This window comes from Streptomyces sp. NPDC058470 (assembly GCF_042721055.1).
Lineage (GTDB): Bacteria > Actinomycetota > Actinomycetes > Streptomycetales > Streptomycetaceae > Streptomyces.
This window is the reverse complement of the sequence record NZ_JBHXMF010000073.1, coordinates 10,911-29,782: the sequence shown is the minus strand read 5'-3', so window position 1 is coordinate 29,782 and position 18,872 is coordinate 10,911. Positions and strand designations below refer to the sequence as shown.

Sequence of the window (18,872 nt, the reverse complement as noted above, 5' to 3'; positions counted from 1 at the left end):
CGGCTATCCGCTCGACCCTCCGAAGAGTCCCCCATTGGCGTTCCCGTTACTTGTGCTGTTGCTGGTCGACTCCGATGGTGTGGCCGACGCCCCTCCGTCCGTACCACCCGTATCGGTACCGCCGGTGTCTGTTCCACCGGTGTCGGAGCACCCGAAGTCGAAGTTGCCGCAGGTCTCGCTCGCCGAAGGCGAGGGAGACGTCGTGGTCAAGGTGGGCGTGGGAGTCGGCGTCGAGCTCTCCACCACGCTCTCGGTGGGCGAGGGGGTCACGCTCGGACTCGGGGTGTCGTTGAGGACCTCCCCGATGTCCTTGGGCGTCGGGAAGTCCTCCGCCTTCTCACCCTTCAGCGCCTGCTCCATGTAGTCATGCCAGATCTGGGCCGGGAACGAGGCACCGTGGATCTTCTCCTCGCCGCCCGTGCCGTACATCTCCAGAAACTCGCGGTTCTTCTTTGTCTCGTCGTCGTCCATGCGATACATGCCGATCGCGGTCGACAGCTGCGGGGTGTACCCGACGAACCAGGCGGACTTGTTGCCGTCGGTGGTACCGGTCTTACCGGCCACGTCCCGGCCCGTCAGCTGGGCAGCGGTACCGGTTCCCTTGTCCACCACGGTCTTCAGGACATCGGTGACATTGTCGGCAACTTTCGCGGTGAAGGCTTCCGTGGCTGTGCCCTCGTGCAGGAAGACGGTGCCGCCCTGGTCGGTGACCTTCTCGACCGAGTACGGATTGTTCTGCTTCCCGCTGGCCGCGAAGGTGGCGTAGGCACCGGCCATACGGATCGCACTCGGATCGGACGTACCGAGGGAGAAGGACGGGTAATCGGCGCCGGCAAAGCTCGACTCCAGGATGCCCGCGTCCGTTGCGGCCTCCTTGACCTTGTCCAGGCCGACGTCCATACCCAGCTGGACGTACGCGGAGTTGACGGACTCGCGCATCGCCTCGCGGAGGTCGATGTCGTAAGTGGGCGCGTTGTACGACTCACCGCCGTCGTTCGTCTGCAGCCACTCCTTGCCGTCCTTGTCCGTCCAGACGGTGTGGTCGTAGTCCTGGATTTTCAGCTTGTTCTTGCCGCTGTAGAGGCTCTTCGGAGAGACGACCGTGCGCTCGTCCTGCGCCTGGACCGCGTCACCATCGGGATCTTTCACACCCCACGACATGGCTGCCGCCAGCACGAACGGCTTGAACGTCGAACCGACCTGGGCACCGGTCGCGTCGGCGTTGTCCGTGAAGTGCTTGGTCGCGTCCTCGCCGCCGTAGATGGCCTTGATCGCGCCGGTGTCCGGGTCCACGGAAGCCCCGCCGAACTGGACGAATGTGTCCGTCTGAGGGCGCTTCTTGGGATCGATGTTCTCCTCTTGGACCTTCTTCACGGAGTCTTCGAGCGCGTCGACCTTCTTCTTGTCGAAGGTCGTATAGATCTCGTAGCCGCCCTGCTGAAGCTGCTCCTGAGTGATCTTGGTGTTGTTGTTGATGAGGTACGAATTGGCCAGGTCGACGAGGTAGCCGACCTGTCCGCTCAGCTGCGCGTTCGACCGCGGACTCTGCGGCTCGGGGAACTTGGTGTACTTGTCCCGTACTTCGGCGGTCAGGCGCCCGTCCTTGACCTCTTCGTCGAGAATCCAACCCCACCGGTACTCGGCGCGCTCGCGGTTGGCCTGAGGAGTGGCGGCCGGGTCGATCGACACGGCACCTGCGGGATCGTAGTACGTGGCGCCCTTGAGCATCGCCGCCAGGAAGGCGCACTCGCTCGGGTTCAGGTCGGTGGCGTCCTTGTCGAAGTAGGCGCGCGCCGCCGCCTGGATTCCGTAGGCGTTGCGCCCGTAGTACGCGGAGTTCAGGTAGCCGGCCATGATGTCCTCCTTGTTCATCACGGCACCGACCTTTACCGAGACGAACAGCTCCGTGAACTTCCGGGAGATCGTCTGCGACTGGTCGTCCAGCATCGCGTTCTTCACGAACTGCTGGGTGATGGTGGAGCCACCCTGCGTCTGCCCGCCCTTGGCCATGTTGTAGAAGGCTCGGGCGATACCCATCGGGTCGACGCCACTGTCGGTCTCGAACGTCTTGTTCTCGGCCGACATGACCGCGAACCGCATCTCCTTGGGGATCTGCGCGTAGCTGATGATCTGGCGGTTCGTCTCGCCACCGGTGGCGACCATCTGGCTGCCGTCGGCCCAGTAGTAGACGTTGTTCTGCGCCTCTGCGGTCTTGGCGACGTCCGGGACGCCCACCAGAGCGTACGCAACGCCTGCCACCGCCACCATGCTGCCGCAGAAGCCGATGAACAGCCCCGTGACCAGCTTCCAGGACGGGACCCAGCGCGCTGCGCCGTACTTGCCCGCCCGCGGATAGTCGATGATGCGCTTCTTGACGGGCCCGGTGCCGCGGCCGCGGCCACGCCCGGGACCGCTCGGGCCCCCGGGGCCACCACGTCGGCCTCCGCCTCCGGAGCCGCCTGAGCCGGAGCCGTCGGCGCCTCTGCGCCGGCCGCCGCCTCTCTGCGACGCACGACGGGCCTCGGCACGGCCACCGTACGAGCGCTCCTCTTCACCCCCCGACCCATAGGAGTCGGAAGGAGACTCGGTGGCGCCACGCGGTGCCGCGCGGCGGCCGGAGGTCGAGCCGGACTGGCCGCGTCGGGCCGCGGCACGTCCGCCTTCCTGCGACTGCGGCAGTTTGCGACGGTGCTCGCTCATCGAACGATTACTCCTCGGGCAGGCGCACCCATGCACGCCTGGAAACGGCAGCGGCTGGTTTCCGGTCCCCCCGAAGTACGGATGCGGTGGTAATCGCATTCATCCGTACTGCACCGAGGACGGTGACGTCCTCAGACGTCACTTGGTTCCCCGTGGTGTGCATGCCGCACAGACTACGCACCGTCAAAACCTGCCGAGGGCCGAAGTTCACCCCAAATCAGGCAACTTGCTTCGTATGAATCAGTGATGTGACGCCGTTCACCGTGACCCCTCTTGCCGCATCCGAGTGGCCGTTCTATCGTGTCGATGTATCGAGTCGATACATCAGCTCGGCATAAAGACCGTGCCGAGGCGGCAGCGACAGGGAGGAGGCGACGTGAGCCGGCGTTCCGGGATCCTCGAGTTCGCCGTCCTCGGCCTGCTCCGCGAGTCTCCGATGCACGGCTATGAGCTGCGCAAACGACTCAACACATCACTGGGTGTGTTCCGTGCCTTCAGTTACGGAACGCTCTACCCCTGCCTCAAGACGCTGGTCACCAACGGCTGGTTGATCGAGGAGCCAGGGGCCACACCCGAAGACGCCCTCGCCGCTCCACTCACAGGGCGTCGCGCCAAGATCGTCTATCGATTGACGGCGGAAGGTAAGGAACACTTCGAGGAGCTGCTCTCCCAGACGGGTCCCGACGCATACGAGGACGAGCACTTCGCAGCTCGCTTCGCCTTCTTCGGGCAGACGTCACGCGACGTGCGCATGCGCGTACTGGAGGGCCGCCGCAGCCGCCTCGAGGAGCGCCTGGAGAAGATGAGCGCCTCCCTGGCGCGGACCCGGGAGCGTCTCGACGACTACACGCTTGAGCTCCAGCGCCACGGAATGGAGTCCGTGGAGCGCGAGGTGCGCTGGCTGAACGAGCTCATCGAAAGCGAGCGGGCAGGACGGGACGTCAAAGGTTCCGCCTCCGAAAGCCCCGCTCAGCAGAACAGCACATCTGGCGAGACGGGCGGCCTGCCCCGGCACCGGGACAGCTCCCGGCCGGATCCGTCCGACGACACCACCACGTGAGACCCGTTCGGGGTTTCACCAGTACATACAGGGAGCAATCGGAATGGGTTCGGTTCGCGTAGCCATTGTCGGTGTGGGGAACTGCGCCGCCTCGCTGGTGCAGGGCGTCGAGTACTACAAGGACGCCGACCCGGCGGCCAAGGTGCCCGGCCTGATGCACGTCCAGTTCGGCGAGTACCACATCCGTGACATCGAGTTCGTCGCCGCCTTCGACGTCGACGCGAAGAAGGTCGGCCTCGACCTCTCCGACGCCATCGGTGCCAGCGAGAACAACACCATCAAGATCTGCGACGTCCCGAACAAGGGCATCACGGTCCAGCGCGGCCACACCCTCGACGGCCTCGGCAAGTACTACCGCGAGACCATCGAGGAGTCCGACGAGGCCCCGGTCGACATCGTCCAGATCCTGAAGGACAAGCAGGTCGACGTCCTCATCTGCTACCTCCCCGTCGGCTCCGAGGACGCGGCGAAGTTCTACGCCCAGTGCGCCATCGACGCCAAGGTCGCCTTCGTCAACGCCCTCCCGGTCTTCATCGCCGGTACCAAGGAGTGGGCGGACAAGTTCACCGAGGCCGGCGTCCCGATCGTCGGCGACGACATCAAGTCGCAGGTCGGCGCGACCATCACGCACCGGGTGATGGCGAAGCTGTTCGAGGACCGCGGTGTCCGTCTTGAGCGCACCATGCAGCTCAACGTCGGCGGCAACATGGACTTCAAGAACATGCTGGAGCGCGACCGCCTCGAGTCCAAGAAGATCTCGAAGACGCAGGCCGTCACCTCGCAGATCCGCGACCGCGACCTGGGCGAGAAGAACGTCCACATCGGCCCGTCGGACTACGTGCAGTGGCTGGACGACCGCAAGTGGGCGTACGTCCGCCTTGAGGGCCGCGCCTTCGGCGATGTCCCGCTGAGCCTGGAGTACAAGCTCGAGGTCTGGGACTCCCCGAACTCCGCGGGCGTCATCATCGACGCCCTTCGCGCCGCGAAGATCGCCAAGGACCGCGGCATCGGCGGCCCGATCCTCTCCGCGTCGAGCTACTTCATGAAGTCCCCGCCGGTCCAGTACTTCGACGACGAGGCCTACGCCAACGTCGAGAAGTTCATCAAGGGCGAGGTCGAGCGCTAGCAAGACTCAGAGATGCGCGCCAAAGCTCATCTCCTCGAAGGCCGTTGAGGGTCCCCGGGCATTCCGCCCGGGGACCCTCCTCGTATGTGAGGCTGTGCCCATGGCTGTCGTACGTGACCTGCGCGTACTCCTGCGCTTCCAGGGCTTCAGGCGCCTGCTCGGCGTACGGCTGCTGTCCCAGGGTGCCGACGGGGTCTACCAGGTCGCGCTCGCCACGTACGTCGTCTTCTCACCCGAGAAGCAGACCTCGGCGGTCTCGATCGCCTCCGCCATGGCCGTTCTACTGCTCCCGTACTCCCTCATCGGCCCCTTCGCCGGCGTCCTGCTGGACCGCTGGCGACGCCGCCAGGTCTTCCTGTACGGCAACCTGCTGCGGGCGGCGCTGGCGTGTGTGACGGCCGTCCTGATGCTGAGCCATGTCCCGGACTGGCTCTTCTACGTCTCCGCGTTGTGCGTCACGGCGGTCAACCGCTTTGTCCTGTCCGGCCTTTCGGCCGCGCTGCCCCGCGTCGTCGACTCCGACCGGCTGGTCATGGCCAACTCCCTGTCGCCCACCGCCGGGACGCTCGCCGCGACCACGGGCGCCGGGCTCGCGTTCGTCGTACGACTGATCGCCTCGGACTCCGACGCTGCGGTCGTCCTCGTCGGGGCAGCCCTGTATCTGTGCTCGGCCCTCGCCTCCCTGCGCCTCGCCCCGGAACTACTGGGCCCCGACCAGCAGTTGGCGCCCTCAAGGCTGTCCACGGCGCTCACGGGCACCGCTCGCGGCCTCGCAGCGGGCGTGCGCCATCTGGCCGAGCCCTCACGCCGGGAGGCGGCCTGGGCGCTCATGGCGATGACGGTGATGCGCTTCTGCTACGGCGCCCTGACCGTCATGGTGCTGATGCTGTGCCGGTACGCCTGGACATCCGGCTCGGACGACGACGGGCTAGCGCTACTGGGGTTGGCCCTGGGTATTTCGGGGGCGGGGTTCTTCGTCGCGGCCGTGGTGACGCCCTGGACGGCGGGACGACTGGGCCCCGGCGGCTGGATCGCCGCGTGCGCCGGCGCCGCCTCCGTCCTGGAACCCGCGCTCGGCCTACCGTTCGCCGCCGCCCCCATGCTGGTCGCCGCCTTCGTCCTGGGGCTGACCACACAGGGGGCGAAAATCGCGACGGACACCATCGTGCAGCTCTCGGTCGACGACGCCTTCCGCGGCCGGATCTTCTCCGTCTACGACGTCCTGTTCAACGTCGCCTTCGTCGGCGCGGCCGCAGTGGCCGCGTTGATACTGCCTCCAGACGGACGTTCGGTCCCTCTCGTCGTCACCGTGGCCGTGCTCTACGCCGCAGCGACTGCTGCTTTGGCTCGCCCCAAAGCGCGGCGAGTGACACCTCAGTCGTGTGGGGCGATGTTTCACGTGAAACATCGCCCCTCCGTAGCGCGCCGGGTCATGTTTCACGTGAAACATGACCCGGCATCAAAGGCCTCAGCCCTGCGCGGCCCACCACTCTTTGAGTGCCGACACGGCCGCGTCATGCTCCATCGGCCCGTTCTCCAGCCGAAGCTCCAACAGGAACTTGTAGGCCTCACCAATGGCTGGTCCGGGACCGATACCGAGGATGCCCATGATCTCGTTGCCGTCGAGGTCGGGTCGGATCGAGTCCAGCTCCTCCTGCTCCTGAAGCTGGGCGATGCGTTCCTCCAGGCCGTCGTACGCCCGGGAGAGTGCGGCCGCCTTCCGCTTGTTACGGGTGGTGCAGTCGGAGCGGGTCAGCTTGTGGAGCCGATCCAGGAGGGGGCCCGCGTCGCGGACATAGCGACGAACGGCTGAGTCCGTCCACTCTCCGGTGCCGTACCCGTGGAAGCGCAGGTGGAGTTCGACCAGACGTGAGACATCCTTCACGAGATCATTCGAGTACTTGAGTGCCGTCATCCGCTTCTTGGTCATCTTCGCGCCCACCATCTCGTGGTGGTGGAAGGAGACCCGCCCATCCTGCTCGAAGCGGCGCGTCCTCGGCTTGCCGATGTCGTGCAGCAGCGCGGCGAGCCGAAGAGTCAGGTCGGGACCGTCCTCCTCCAGCTCCATCGCCTGCTCCAGGACGATCAGGGTGTGGTCGTAGACGTCCTTGTGCCGATGGTGCTCGTCGCGCTCCAGACGAAGCGCGGGGAGCTCCGGCAGCACATGGTCGGCGAGCCCGGTGTCGACAAGCAGCGTCAGACCCTTGCGCGGGTGCGCGGACAGGATCAGCTTGTTCAGTTCGTCCCGTACCCGCTCCGCGGAGACGATCTCGATGCGCCCGGCCATGTCCGTCATCGCGGCCACCACCTCGGGCGCCACCTCGAAGTCCAGCTGCGCGGCGAACCGCGCGGCCCGCATCATCCGCAGCGGATCGTCGGAGAAAGACGCCTCAGGGGTACCCGGAGTCCGCAGGATGCGGCCCGACAGGTCGTCCAGGCCTCCGTGCGGGTCGATGAACTCCTTCTCCGGCAGCGCGACGGCCATCGCGTTCACGGTGAAGTCCCGGCGCACGAGATCTTCCTCGATGGAGTCGCCGTAAGACACCTCGGGCTTCCGGGAAGTCCGGTCGTACGCCTCGGAGCGGTACGTCGTGATCTCGATCTGGAACGACTGCTGCACATCGCCCACGCGAGCGTCCTTCTGTACGCCGACGGTACCGAAGGCGATCCCGACCTCCCACACGGCGTCCGCCCAGGGCCGCACGATCTTCAGTACGTCCTCGGGGCGGGCGTCCGTCGTGAAGTCCAGGTCGTTGCCGAGCCGGCCCAGGAGCGCGTCCCGGACCGAGCCGCCGACCAGAGCGAGTGAGAACCCGGCCTCCCCGAATCGGCGGGCAAGGTCGTCGGCGACAGGGGACACCCGCAGCAGTTCAGTCACCGCGCGGCGCTGCACCTGGCTCAGGGCACTGGGGTTGTCTTCATTGGCATTCGGCACAACAGAAAAGGGTACGTGGCCGAGGCCCCCACGGGCGCCTCCATAAAACACGCACACCCGTCCCCTCTTGCAGGGGCATCGATACACACACATACAGGACACTCGGACCGGACTCCCGATCTTGTGGAGCAGTCCGCGGCACTTCCCCTCAGCGCACATCGTTACCATGCGTGGACGCACATTCCGACGACCACTGACGATGACGAGGGACGGGCGAGCGCGTGGCCGAGGCGGCAGACTTCCAGGGGATGAGTCCCTCACCTGCCCGCCGGTGGCTCCGGCGCAGCGGCGTACTTCTCGCCGGTGTGCCCCTGCTGACCGGGCTGCTCCAGCTGCCCCTGGGCACGTCCGCGTACGCCGCCGAGAGGACCGCTGTGGCCGACGCCACCGGGTCCAGCACGGTCGACGTCTCCCTGGACTCACTCACTCCCAGCGTCCCTACGACCGGTGACACCGTCACCGTCTCCGGCACGGTCACCAACAACGGCAAGCAGGCGGTCACGGATGCCCACGTGGGCATCCGCGTAGGTCCGTCGCTCACCAGCCTCTCCGCCATCGACAGCGCCGCGAAGCGAACCGAGTTCCAGCCGGGAATCGATGCCTCGGAGGTCGGTGGCTCGTACGTCGCGAAGTTCTCCGAACTCGCCGTCGGGGTCTCGCAGCCCTTCAGCATCTCGGTGCCCGTCGACGATCTGGACCTCGGCGCCGACGGCGTCTACCAGCTCGCCGTCTCCCTCACGGGCCGGACCGCCGCGCAGCCGTGGGACCAGATCCTCGGCATCCAACGGACGTTCCTGCCCTGGCAGCCCGACGCGGCTGACACGAAGACGAAGACGACGTACCTCTGGCCACTGATCTCCACGGTCCACCTCACTGCGGAGACCGGCTCGGACGCTCAGCAGACACCCGTCTTCGAGAACGACGACCTGGCCGCGGAGATCTCCCCGGGCGGCCGCCTGGACCAGTTGGTGTCCTTGGGCAGCGACCTGGACGTCACCTGGGTGCTCGACCCGGACCTGCTGGCCTCCGTCGACGCCATGACGCGCAGCTACCGGATCCAGGACGGCGACACCACCACGGCCGGCAAGAACCAGGCGATCGCCAAGCAGTGGCTCGCCAAGCTGGAGACGACAGTCAAGGACAAGGAAGTCGTCGCCCTCCCCTTCGCCGACCCCGATCTCGCGTCGCTGGCGCACAACGGCACGAACATCACCGGCTCCCTCAGCCACCTCAAGGACGCAACGGACGTGGCAGCCTCCACGGTGGACACGGTCCTTCACGTCACGCCGAACACGGACTTCGCCTGGCCCGCCGACGGCGCCCTCGACCCGTCGATCGTCAAGGTCGCCACCTCCGCGGGCGCCGACAAGGTGATCGCCCGCAGCGACAGCCTGCGCGAGACGGGCGGGCTGTCGTACACGCCGAGCGCCGCCCGCCCCATCGGCGGCGGGACGACCGCGGTGGTCGCGGACGCCCGGCTGTCGACCGACTTCCAGGGCGATATGACCGAGGCCGACAACTCCACACTCGCCGTGCAGGAGTTCCTCGCCCAGAGCCTGGCGATCAACCTGCAGGAGCCACAGAAGCAGCGCAGCATCGTGATCGCCCCGCAGCGCGTGCCGTCCGCGAGTCAGGCCGAGACGATGGCGCAGGCGCTGACAGCACTCCGGGACGGGAACTGGTCGGAGTCCCAGGGTCTGTCCGCTGCCTCGAAGGCCAAGCCGGACCCGGGTGCCACCACGAAGGTGCCCGCCGAGTCCGCGTACCCCTCCTCGCTGCGCAAGCAGGAACTGCCACAGTCGGCCTTCGAGTGGATCCGGGACACACAGACAAGCCTCGACAACTTCAAGGTCATCCTCACCGACCAGTCCCGCGTGGTCACCCCTTTCGGTCGGGCCATGGACCGGGGGATGTCGACGTCCTGGCGCAGCCGGACCGCTCCGGCGGCGGCCTTCCGTACGAGCGTTTCGTCGTACCTCAACGACCTCACCGGCCTCGTCAAACTGATCGAGAAGTCCGACGCGCAACTCTCGGGCCGCAGCGCCACGATCCCCGTCACCGTGCAGAACAATCTCGTGCAGGGCGTCGACCATTTGGTCCTGCGCCTCACCTCGGAGCAGCCGACCCGTCTCAAGATCGGTGACGGCCCCTACGACGAGCAGCGGATCGCGGTCGCGGGTGAGCACAGCCAGTCGGTGAAGTTCACCACCTCGACCAAGGCCAACGGTCCCGTGAAGGTGGTCGCCCAGTTGTACACGGAGGACGGCCAGAAGTACGGCGCCCCCGTCACCTTCGAGGTGAAGGTCACCGAGATCACCTCCACGGTGATGCTGGTCATCGGCGGTGGCTTCCTGTTGCTCGTGCTCGCCGGATACCGGATGTACACGCAGCGCAAGCGCGCGACAGCCCGACAGGCCGAGGAGGACGCTCGCGAGGCCGAGAGCGCGAGCGAAGACGGTGCAGGCGACGGCGCCGTCGCCGTGGAGACTGAGGACAGCCCCGCCGAGGATTCCCAGGACCGCCCCGCAGGCGAGTCCGGCACGGAGTCCGGGGCAGACGACCCGGAGCACCCGAGTGACCTGACACCGGACACCGCACCGGAAAGCACCGGCCCGTCCGGGACGGGTGAGAGAGTGGACCGTTGAGCGATGTCGTGGCCGGTGGGCCCGGGGACGATGAGGTGGGGTAACCATGAACGCGCCGTACGACGGTGACCGCGGTCAGGGCGCGGGCGGCTCCGGCTACCCCGAGGGCTCCCCGGACCAGGGCGCCGGGAACTCCGGCTACCCCGAGGGTTACCCCGAAGGTCCGCCCTCCCAGTCCGGGCAGATGCCTCAGGGGTCCCCTGCAGACGTGTACTTCCAGGACGCATACGCCCAGGACCCCTACCGAGCGCAGGACCTGTCCGCCCAGGACCCGGTGACCGAGGCGCTCTACGACCGCGCCGCGCACCCCCCGCCGCCGCCCGGCACGTACCACCCGCAGCCTCCGCTGTACGCGCAGCCGCCCACGTCGCCGTACGCACCCGACCCGCGCATCTGGGCCCAGACGCCGCCGCCGGAGCCCGCGGGACCGACCCGCCACCTTCCGTACGGCGACGACCCACGCACCACCCAGTTCGTGGGCGTCGACGACCTGGTCACCCAGGCCGGCGAGCAGCAGCACGAGCCCGACGCCTTCGCCCACCTCTTCCGCGACCAGGGACAGGGCCCCGACCGTCCGTACGCCGGTCCGCCCGGCGTACCGTCACCGTCCTCCGAACCGGCTCCGGCCGCCCCGCAGCCACCGCCGCCCACGCCCGCTGCCGCTCCGAAGAAGTCCGGGGGGCGTGCGTCGGGGCTGCTGAAGTCGAGCGCGGTGATGGCGGCCGGCACGATGGTGTCCCGCCTCACCGGCTTCGTCCGTTCCGCGCTGATCGTCTCCGCCCTGGGCCTCGGCATCCTGGGTGATTCATTCCAGGTCTCCTACCAGCTGCCGACCATGATCTACATCCTGACCGTCGGAGGCGGCCTCAACTCGGTCTTCGTGCCGCAGCTGGTGCGCGCCATGAAGGATGACGAGGACGGCGGCGAGGCCTTCGCCAACCGCCTGCTGACCCTCGTCATGGTGGCCCTCGGCGCGCTCACCGTGCTCGCGATGTTCGCTGCGCCGCTCCTGGTCCGCATGCTGTCGGTACCGGTCGCCAGCAACCCTGAGGCCAATGACGTCGCCGTCACCTTCACCCGCTACTTCCTGCCCTCGATCTTCTTCATGGGCATCCACGTGGTGATGGGTCAGATCCTCAACGCCCGCGGGAAGTTCGGCGCAATGATGTGGACCCCGGTACTGAACAACGTCGTCATCATCGTGACGCTCGGAATGTTCATCTGGGTGTACGGCAGCGCGGCCAACTCCGGCATGACGGTCAACAACATCCCGCCTGAAGGCCAGCGACTCCTCGGCGTCGGTATCCTCCTCGGCCTCGTCGTACAAGCCCTCGCAATGATCCCGTATCTGCGCGAGACCGGGTTCAAACTGCGGCTGCGGTTCGACTGGAAGGGCCACGGCCTCGGCAAGGCCGCGATGCTTGCCAAGTGGACGGTGCTCTTCGTCCTCGCCAACCAGGCGGGCGCGATGGTCGTCACCCAGTTGTCCACCGCCGCAAGCAAGGACGCCGACGCTTTCGACGGCGTCGGTATCGCTGCCTACGCCAACGCCCAGCTCATCTGGGGGCTGCCACAGGCGATCATCACCGTCTCGTTGATGGCTGCGCTGCTGCCGCGGATCTCCCGCTCGGCCCACGAGGGCGACGGCGGCGCCGTCCGGGACGACATTTCCCAAGGACTTCGCACCACCGCCGTCGCCATCGTGCCCATCGCCTTCGGCTTCGTCTCACTCGGGATCCCGATGTGCACGCTGATCTTCGGCTCCTCTGGAACCAGTGCGGCCACGAACATGGGTTACATGCTGATGGCCTTCGGTCTCGGCCTGATCCCGTACTCAGTGCAGTACGTCGTCCTACGCGCCTTCTATGCGTACGAAGACACTCGGACTCCCTTCTACAACACGGTTATCGTGGCCTCGGTCAACGCTGGCGCCTCGGCGCTCTGCTTCTTTGTCCTTCCCGCACGCTGGGCGGTGGTCGGCATGGCCGCTTCGTACGGGCTCGCCTTTGCGATCGGCGTCGGCGTCGCCTGGAGCCGGCTGCGCAAGCGGCTGGGCGGAGACCTGGACGGCACTCGAGTCCTGCGGACGTACGCCCGGCTCGGCATCGCGTCGCTGCCGGCCGCTCTGCTCAGCGGGGCAGCCTGCTACGGGATCGGCCACACGCTGGGCCAGGGCGTCGGCGGCTCATTCGTCTCCCTGATCGGCGGCGGCGTCGTACTGCTCGGCGTCTTCTACGTCGCAGCACGGAAGATGCGCATCGAAGAGCTCAACTCACTGGTCGGAATGGTCCGCGGGCGCCTGGGGCGCTGAGGCGGGGGTACGCGCACAACCATCGTTCGCCGCCGTGTGTCGTGCATAGCGGCGGACTGTGGGCACAATTGGTTTCTGCGTCGGAGCACGCAACGGATGGGGAGGCGGGTACGACGGTGGCGGAACGGAGCACGGCTGCCGTCGACGTGGCAGACAACAGCGGTGACGAGCCGCTGACCGCCAAGGCGGACCAGTCCACGGCCGACGGGGTGGCCCAGAAGCGGGAGCGGGACACGGAGAGCGAAGAGGCACAGGGGAGCGGCGGGACCGAGCGTCCCGGAAAGGCGTCACCGCCCGAACTTCACAGCGGTCACAAGCTCGCCAGACGCTACCGCCTCGAAGAGTGCGTCACCCGTCTGGACGGTTTCAGTAGTTGGCGTGCGGTGGACGAGAAACTCCGCCGTGCGGTCGGTGTGCATCTGTTGCCCGCCGACCATCCGCGGGCTCGCTCCGTACTGGCAGCGGCCCGCTCCTCCGCCCTGTTGGGCGATCCCCGCTTCGTCCAGGTCCTGGACGCGGTCGAGGAGAACGACCTCGTCTATGTGGTGCACGAGTGGCTTCCGGACGCCACGGAACTCACGACGCTCCTGGCCTCGGGCCCGCTGGAGGTGCACGACGCGTACCAGATGGTCAGTCAGGTCTCCCAGGCCATGGCCGCCGCGCACCGTGAGGGCCTGGCCCACCTGCGACTCACCCCGGGCGCTGTGCTGCGCACCTCGTCCGGCCAGTGGCGCATCCGCGGGCTCGCGGTCAACGCCGCGCTGCGCGGCATCACCTCGGACACCCCGCAGCGCACCGACACAGAGGCGATCGGCGCGCTCCTGTACGCCGCGCTGACCCAACGCTGGCCGTACGACAACGATGCGTACGGTCTGTCCGGGCTGCCCAAGGACATCGGCCTCATCGCTCCCGACCAGGTACGGGCCGGGGTTCACCGGGGCCTGTCCGAGCTCACCATGCGCGCGCTCGCCAACGACGGCGCGACCGCGTCCCGCCACGAAACTCCGTGCACCACGCCGGAGGAACTGGTGAAGGCGATCAGCGAGATGCCCCGCATCCGCCCGCCAGAGCCCGCGTTCACCGCCCCGCCGGAGTACCAGCGCACGTCGTACCAGCAGGGCACGTACGGTCGCCAGGCGCCGCGTCCAGGCGTGACGCAGCCCATGCCTGCCCCGCCGTCCCCGCTGCAGAGTCGCACCGGCAAGGCCCTCAAGTGGGCTGTGTCGGCTCTGCTCATCGCCGCGCTGGGCCTGGGCAGTTGGCAGCTGGCGGACGCGCTCATGGAACAGGTCAAGTCGGACGACACGAACCAGACGCAGACGACGGACGGCAACGACAAGTCGAGCGACAAGGCCAAGCCCGTCGCGCCGATCACCATCCAGGACGCGGCCGAGTACTACCCGGACGGCAAACCGCAGCACGCAGGTGACGCGAAGCTGACCTACGACGCCGACAGTTCGACGTACTGGCGGACCTACTCCTACAAAGGCGGTCCCGAACTGGCACCGTTCAAGCAAGGCGTGGGAATCGTCTACGACCTCGGTTCCAGCCAGGATCTGTCGGCGGCCTCGATAGGGCTCTACTACCCCGGCGATCACACGACAGCCACCCTGTACGCCGCCGATTCACTGTCGTCATCCGCCCCGCTCAGCTCCATGTCGCAGATCGCGACAGCTACGACGTCGGGCAAGGACCTGAAGATCTCGGCCAAGGATCCGGTGAAGACCCGATACGTTCTGCTCTGGCTCACCGCGGTGCCGCACGCATCCGGCGACCAATACAGCGACGCCGGCTACAAGCAAGCCATCACGGACGTGAAGTTCACCGGCTGACGCTCGTCGACAAAGGGGAGGGGGTCCGATGGCCGATGAAGCCACATACGGCGAAGCAAGCGATCAGGACCTCCTCGCCCGCCATGTCGAGGGCGATCCCGACGCCTTCGGTGAGCTCGTACGCCGTCACCGCGACCGGCTCTGGGCGGTGGCCCTGCGGACGCTCGGAGACCGCGAGGAGGCCGCTGACGCGGTCCAGGACGCCCTGGTCTCCGCCTACCGCGCCGCCCATACCTTTCGCGGCCAGTCGGCCGTCACGACCTGGCTGCACCGCATCACGGTAAACGCCTGCCTGGATCGCGCCCGCAAGGCCGCTTCCAGAAAGACCTCTCCCGTCGATGACACCGAACGCCTGGAGCAGCTCCTCGAACCGCACGAGTCCGCCTCCGCTCCGGCGGAGCGCAACGATCTGCACCGAGAGCTCCTCAAGGCTCTGGCCACCCTCCCGCACGACCAGCGCGCCGCGCTGGTACTGGTGGACATGCAGGGTTATCCCGTGGCGGAGGCAGCCCGCGTCCTCGACGTCCCAGTCGGCACGGTGAAGAGCCGCTGCGCTCGTGGCAGAGCCAGACTCCTCCCGTTGCTCACCCATCTCCGTACGGAGAACGAGAGCAGCGCGGGCAGCAAGAAGTCGGGGGGCGGACGGAACCGGACGCAGGGGACATCCGTCCCACCCGCAGCGGGACCACATGACGCGGGGCCAAGCGATTCAGCTGCTGTGAAGGGCGGAGGTGGGAGAGCGTGACATCCACGACGGATACGGCCGGACACCCGGACGTCGCGGAAATCTCCGACCTCACCGAGGGTCTCCTCGCCCCCTCCCGTACCGCGGACGTACGACGGCACCTCGACGACTGCCCGCTCTGCGCCGACGTGTACGACTCGCTTGAGGAGATCCGGGGCCTGCTCGGTTCCCTGCCGGGCCCAGTGCGTATGCCCGCCGATGTGGCCGGCCGCATTGATGCCGCCCTGGCCGCGGAAGCTCTGCTGAGTGCCACGGCACCTGGTGATGACGCCGCCGCGAAAGACGACCGCACGAGTGTTTCACGTGAAACATCGACCGCAGGCGTGCTCCCCACCTCTCCCGGCTCAGGCTCCCCTGCTTCCACAGATCGCCCCTCGGGACCTCGCGCGGCCACCGGCCCCGGCCGTGCCCACCGACTACGTCATGGACGTGGCAGGGTAGCTGTGATCGGCACGGCTTTCACGGCCGCCGCTCTGGGGCTTGGCGCGATCCTCCTGCAGACGATGGGCAACGACAGCACGGGCAAGAGTCCTCGGGCAGAAGCACCGGAGTCGGGTTCGACAGTCACCTTCTCCGAAGGAACATTGGAGAGCCAGGTCTCTGAGCTCCTTACCAAGAACAAGGGCGCAGGTGAACCCTCCCCCGACGGGGACTCCTTGGGCATCGAATCTCATGGCACCGATTCCGGGTCCCCCGGAGTGGGCACCTTGATCACGCCCGCCGTGACCATCCCTGAATGCGTCCAGGAAGCAACGGACAACAGCGGAGCAGTCCTCGCCGCCGAGTCGGGCACCTACAAGGGCACCAGCGTCTATCTCGTCGTGCAGCCCGACACCTCCGACAGCACGAAGGTCGCGGCCTATATCGTCGACGCCGCGTGCGTGAAGCGGGGCTCGACATCCCCGGGAGAGCTCCTGCTGACGCAGTCGTACACCCCTTCCTGAGGGGTTCAGAGCCGAATGGACTCCTGCCCGGACGCCGCATGGCATCTCACTGCGGTCGAGGGTCTCCGTGTGCCCGGACACAGCGGGAATGCTGGCCCCTTAGGATCCGTTGGGTGGGGTGAGAGTTCTGAGAGAGGCTCCCACCGGCAGTACGCAGCAGTCTCCAGAGACGAGGAATCAAGCCGTGACCGACGTCCGTAACGTGATCATCATCGGCTCCGGGCCCGCCGGCTACACGGCAGCGCTCTACACCGCGCGCGCGTCGCTGAAGCCCCTGGTGTTCGAGGGCGCCGTCACCGCAGGCGGTGCGCTGATGAACACCACCGAGGTGGAGAACTTCCCCGGCTTCCAGGACGGCATCATGGGCCCGGAGCTCATGGACAACATGCGCGCCCAGGCCGAGCGCTTCGGCGCCGAGCTCGTTCCGGACGACGTCGTGGCCGTCGACCTGGCGGGCGAGATCAAGACCGTCACGGACACCGCCGGAACCGTCCACCGTGCCAAGGCCGTCATCATCACGACCGGCTCGCAGCACCGCAAGCTCGGCCTGCCCAATGAGGACGCGCTCTCCGGACGCGGCGTCTCATGGTGTGCCACGTGTGATGGCTTCTTCTTCAAGGACCACGACATCGCCGTGATCGGTGGCGGCGACACCGCGATGGAAGAAGCGACCTTCCTCTCCCGCTTTGCCAAGTCCGTGACGATCGTCCACCGCCGTGACACACTCCGCGCCTCCAAGGCGATGCAGGAGCGGGCCTTCGCCGACCCGAAGATCAAGTTCGTCTGGGACAGCGAGATCGCCGAGATCGAGGGCGACCCGAAGCTCTCCGGTCTGAAGCTGCGCAATCTCAAGACGGGCGAGATCTCCGATCTGCCGGTGACCGGTCTGTTCATCGCGATCGGCCACGACCCGCGCACCGAGCTCTTCAAGGGCCAGCTCGACCTCGACGGGGAGGGCTACCTGAAGGTCGAGGCACCCTCGACCCGGACGAACCTGACCGGTGTCTTCGGCGCCGGTGACGTCGTCGACCACACGTACCGCCAGGCGATCACGGCGGCCGGCACCGGCTGCTCCGCCGCCCTCGACGCCGAGCGCTACCTCGCCGCCCTCGCGGACAACGAGGCCGCTACCGCGGCTGCCACTGTCTGATCCCCGTCCGCCCCACCGCACCAACAAGTTAAGGAGCCCGCCGTGGCCGGCACCCTCAAGAACGTGACTGACGACTCCTTCGAGCAGGACGTCCTCAAGAGCGACAAGCCCGTCCTGGTGGACTTCTGGGCCGCCTGGTGCGGTCCGTGCCGCCAGATCGCGCCGTCGCTCGAGGCGATCGCCGCCGAGTACGGCGACAAGATCGAGGTCGTCAAGCTCAACATCGACGAGAACCCGGGGATCGCGGCCAGGTACGGCGTCATGTCGATCCCGACCCTGAACGTCTACCAGGGTGGCGAGGTCGCCAAGACCATCGTTGGCGCGAAGCCGAAGGCTGCGATCGTGCGTGACCTCGAAGACTTCATCACCGAGTAGTCGGTGAGCCGCACACGAGCGGCGCATGTTTCACGTGAAACACGAATGGGCCAGCCCTCCTGGGTTGGCCCATTCTTCTTTACAAGGTCGGAGCTGCCCCTACAGGGCATGCGCGTCGGCTACAGGGGGCGGAGCGCCGGTTCTTTCTGTACGGCTCCCAGAAGGCGGTCCAGGGCCAGCTCCACGTCTTCCTTCCACGAGAGCGTCGTCCGTAGTTCCAGCCTCAGTCGCGGATGGGTGGGGTGCGGGCGCACCGTCTTGAAGCCGACCGCCAGCAGATGGTCGGCGGGCAGCACGCAGGCCGGTTCCTTCCATCGGGCGTCGCCGAACGCCTCGATCGCCTTGAAGCCCCGTCGCAGCAGATCCTTGGCGACTGTCTGGACCATCACCCGGCCAAGTCCCTGCCCCTGGTAGCCCGGCAGGATGAAAGCGGTCATCAGCTGAACCGCATCCGGTGACACCGGGCTCGTGGGGAACGCCGTGGCGCGGGGGACATAGGCAGGGGGCGCGTAGAGCACGAACCCCACCGGTACGTCGTCGACGTAGACGACACGGCCGCAGGATCCCCACTCCAGCAGGACGGCGGAGATCCAGGCCTCCTTCTCGAGCTCAGGTGTGCCTGCTTTTACCGCGGCCTGCCCACTGACTGCGTCCAGCTCCCAGAAGACGCACGAGCGACAGCGCTCGGGAAGGTCCTGAAGGTTGTCCAGCGTGAGCGGTACGAGCCGACGCCCCATGGAGGATGTTCCTCGCTTCCTTCGCCCGCGAGGTCGCGGGCGGCTGTCAGAGCGCTCCGCTCCCTGAGCAGACTGCCGACGAATCCGCCGACCGCTCCCAGTCCCAGTCCTGCGGTCAACAGTCCGGTACGGGTCATGGATTGCACGGCCCCCGCCTCCCCAAGAAGGTGCTGCCAGGTGGATGCGCCATACCCGAACGCATCGTATCGACGATGCGATTCCATCGATACCGTCAGAAAGCAAAAGAGCGGGGCGGGGGGGGGGGTCAACCGGGGCGGCCCCGCCGGGGGGGTGTTTGGGTAAAACATACAA

At 67.2% G+C, this 18,872-nt stretch carries 12 protein-coding genes and 1 pseudogene; 10 read left to right on the top strand and 3 right to left on the bottom strand.

The window, feature by feature from the left end; genetic code table 11:
* Positions 1 to 3: 3 nt before the first annotated feature.
* Positions 4 to 2,700, bottom strand: a complete 2,697-nt coding sequence (locus tag ACFWP7_RS37020; RefSeq protein WP_384391112.1) for a transglycosylase domain-containing protein — start codon at positions 2,698 to 2,700, stop codon at positions 4 to 6.
* Between the two features lie 376 nt (positions 2,701 to 3,076).
* Between ACFWP7_RS37020 and ACFWP7_RS37015 the strand changes: the two genes are divergently transcribed.
* From ACFWP7_RS37015 to ACFWP7_RS37005, 3 genes and pseudogenes are all read left to right on the top strand, one after another.
* Entirely contained in the window at positions 3,077 to 3,760 is a 684-nt protein-coding gene (locus tag ACFWP7_RS37015) for a PadR family transcriptional regulator (protein ID WP_384391109.1), read from the top strand.
* Positions 3,761 to 3,803: 43 nt separating this feature from the next.
* Positions 3,804 to 4,886 carry an inositol-3-phosphate synthase gene (locus ACFWP7_RS37010; RefSeq protein WP_384391106.1) on the top strand — a complete coding sequence of 361 codons (1,083 nt, stop codon included), beginning with the start codon at positions 3,804 to 3,806 and terminating at the stop codon, positions 4,884 to 4,886.
* A gap of 100 nt (positions 4,887 to 4,986) precedes the next feature.
* Positions 4,987 to 6,249, top strand: a pseudogene (locus ACFWP7_RS37005) (MFS transporter); the annotation flags it as partial.
* Positions 6,250 to 6,354: 105 nt separating this feature from the next.
* Here the strand turns inward: ACFWP7_RS37005 and ACFWP7_RS37000 are convergent.
* The gene (locus ACFWP7_RS37000) at positions 6,355 to 7,821 is read right to left on the bottom strand and encodes a CCA tRNA nucleotidyltransferase (protein ID WP_384391102.1); all 1,467 of its coding nucleotides are present in this window, start codon (positions 7,819 to 7,821) and stop codon (positions 6,355 to 6,357) included.
* 221 nt (positions 7,822 to 8,042) lie between these two features.
* On the opposite strand from ACFWP7_RS37000, the gene ACFWP7_RS36995 reads away from it, so the two are divergent.
* From ACFWP7_RS36995 to trxA, 7 genes are all read left to right on the top strand, one after another.
* On the top strand, positions 8,043 to 10,466 hold the full coding sequence (locus ACFWP7_RS36995; RefSeq protein WP_384391099.1) for a DUF6049 family protein: 2,424 nt from the start codon (positions 8,043 to 8,045) through the stop codon (positions 10,464 to 10,466).
* Between the two features lie 46 nt (positions 10,467 to 10,512).
* On the top strand, positions 10,513 to 12,777 hold the full coding sequence (murJ, locus tag ACFWP7_RS36990) for a murein biosynthesis integral membrane protein MurJ (protein ID WP_384391096.1): 2,265 nt from the start codon (positions 10,513 to 10,515) through the stop codon (positions 12,775 to 12,777).
* Positions 12,778 to 12,893: 116 nt separating this feature from the next.
* Complete coding sequence (locus tag ACFWP7_RS36985; RefSeq protein ID WP_384391093.1) at positions 12,894 to 14,609, top strand: protein kinase family protein; 1,716 nt, start codon at positions 12,894 to 12,896, stop codon at positions 14,607 to 14,609.
* Positions 14,610 to 14,637: 28 nt separating this feature from the next.
* A complete protein-coding gene (sigM, locus tag ACFWP7_RS36980) occupies positions 14,638 to 15,354 on the top strand; it encodes an RNA polymerase sigma factor SigM (RefSeq protein WP_384391090.1) in 717 nt (238 codons plus the stop codon).
* Positions 15,351 to 16,298, top strand: a complete 948-nt coding sequence (locus ACFWP7_RS36975; RefSeq protein ID WP_384391087.1) for an anti-sigma factor family protein — start codon at positions 15,351 to 15,353, stop codon at positions 16,296 to 16,298. Before sigM ends, ACFWP7_RS36975 begins: the two co-directional genes overlap by 4 nt.
* 184 nt (positions 16,299 to 16,482) lie before the next feature.
* On the top strand, positions 16,483 to 17,448 hold the full coding sequence (gene trxB, locus ACFWP7_RS36970; protein WP_384391084.1) for a thioredoxin-disulfide reductase: 966 nt from the start codon (positions 16,483 to 16,485) through the stop codon (positions 17,446 to 17,448).
* A 42-nt stretch (positions 17,449 to 17,490) separates the two neighbouring features.
* Positions 17,491 to 17,823, top strand: a complete 333-nt coding sequence (gene trxA, locus ACFWP7_RS36965; RefSeq protein WP_384391081.1) for a thioredoxin — start codon at positions 17,491 to 17,493, stop codon at positions 17,821 to 17,823.
* 119 nt (positions 17,824 to 17,942) lie between these two features.
* On the opposite strand, the gene ACFWP7_RS36960 is transcribed toward trxA, so the two are convergent.
* Positions 17,943 to 18,560, bottom strand: a complete 618-nt coding sequence (locus tag ACFWP7_RS36960; RefSeq protein WP_384391079.1) for a GNAT family N-acetyltransferase — start codon at positions 18,558 to 18,560, stop codon at positions 17,943 to 17,945.
* Positions 18,561 to 18,872 lie beyond the last annotated feature (312 nt).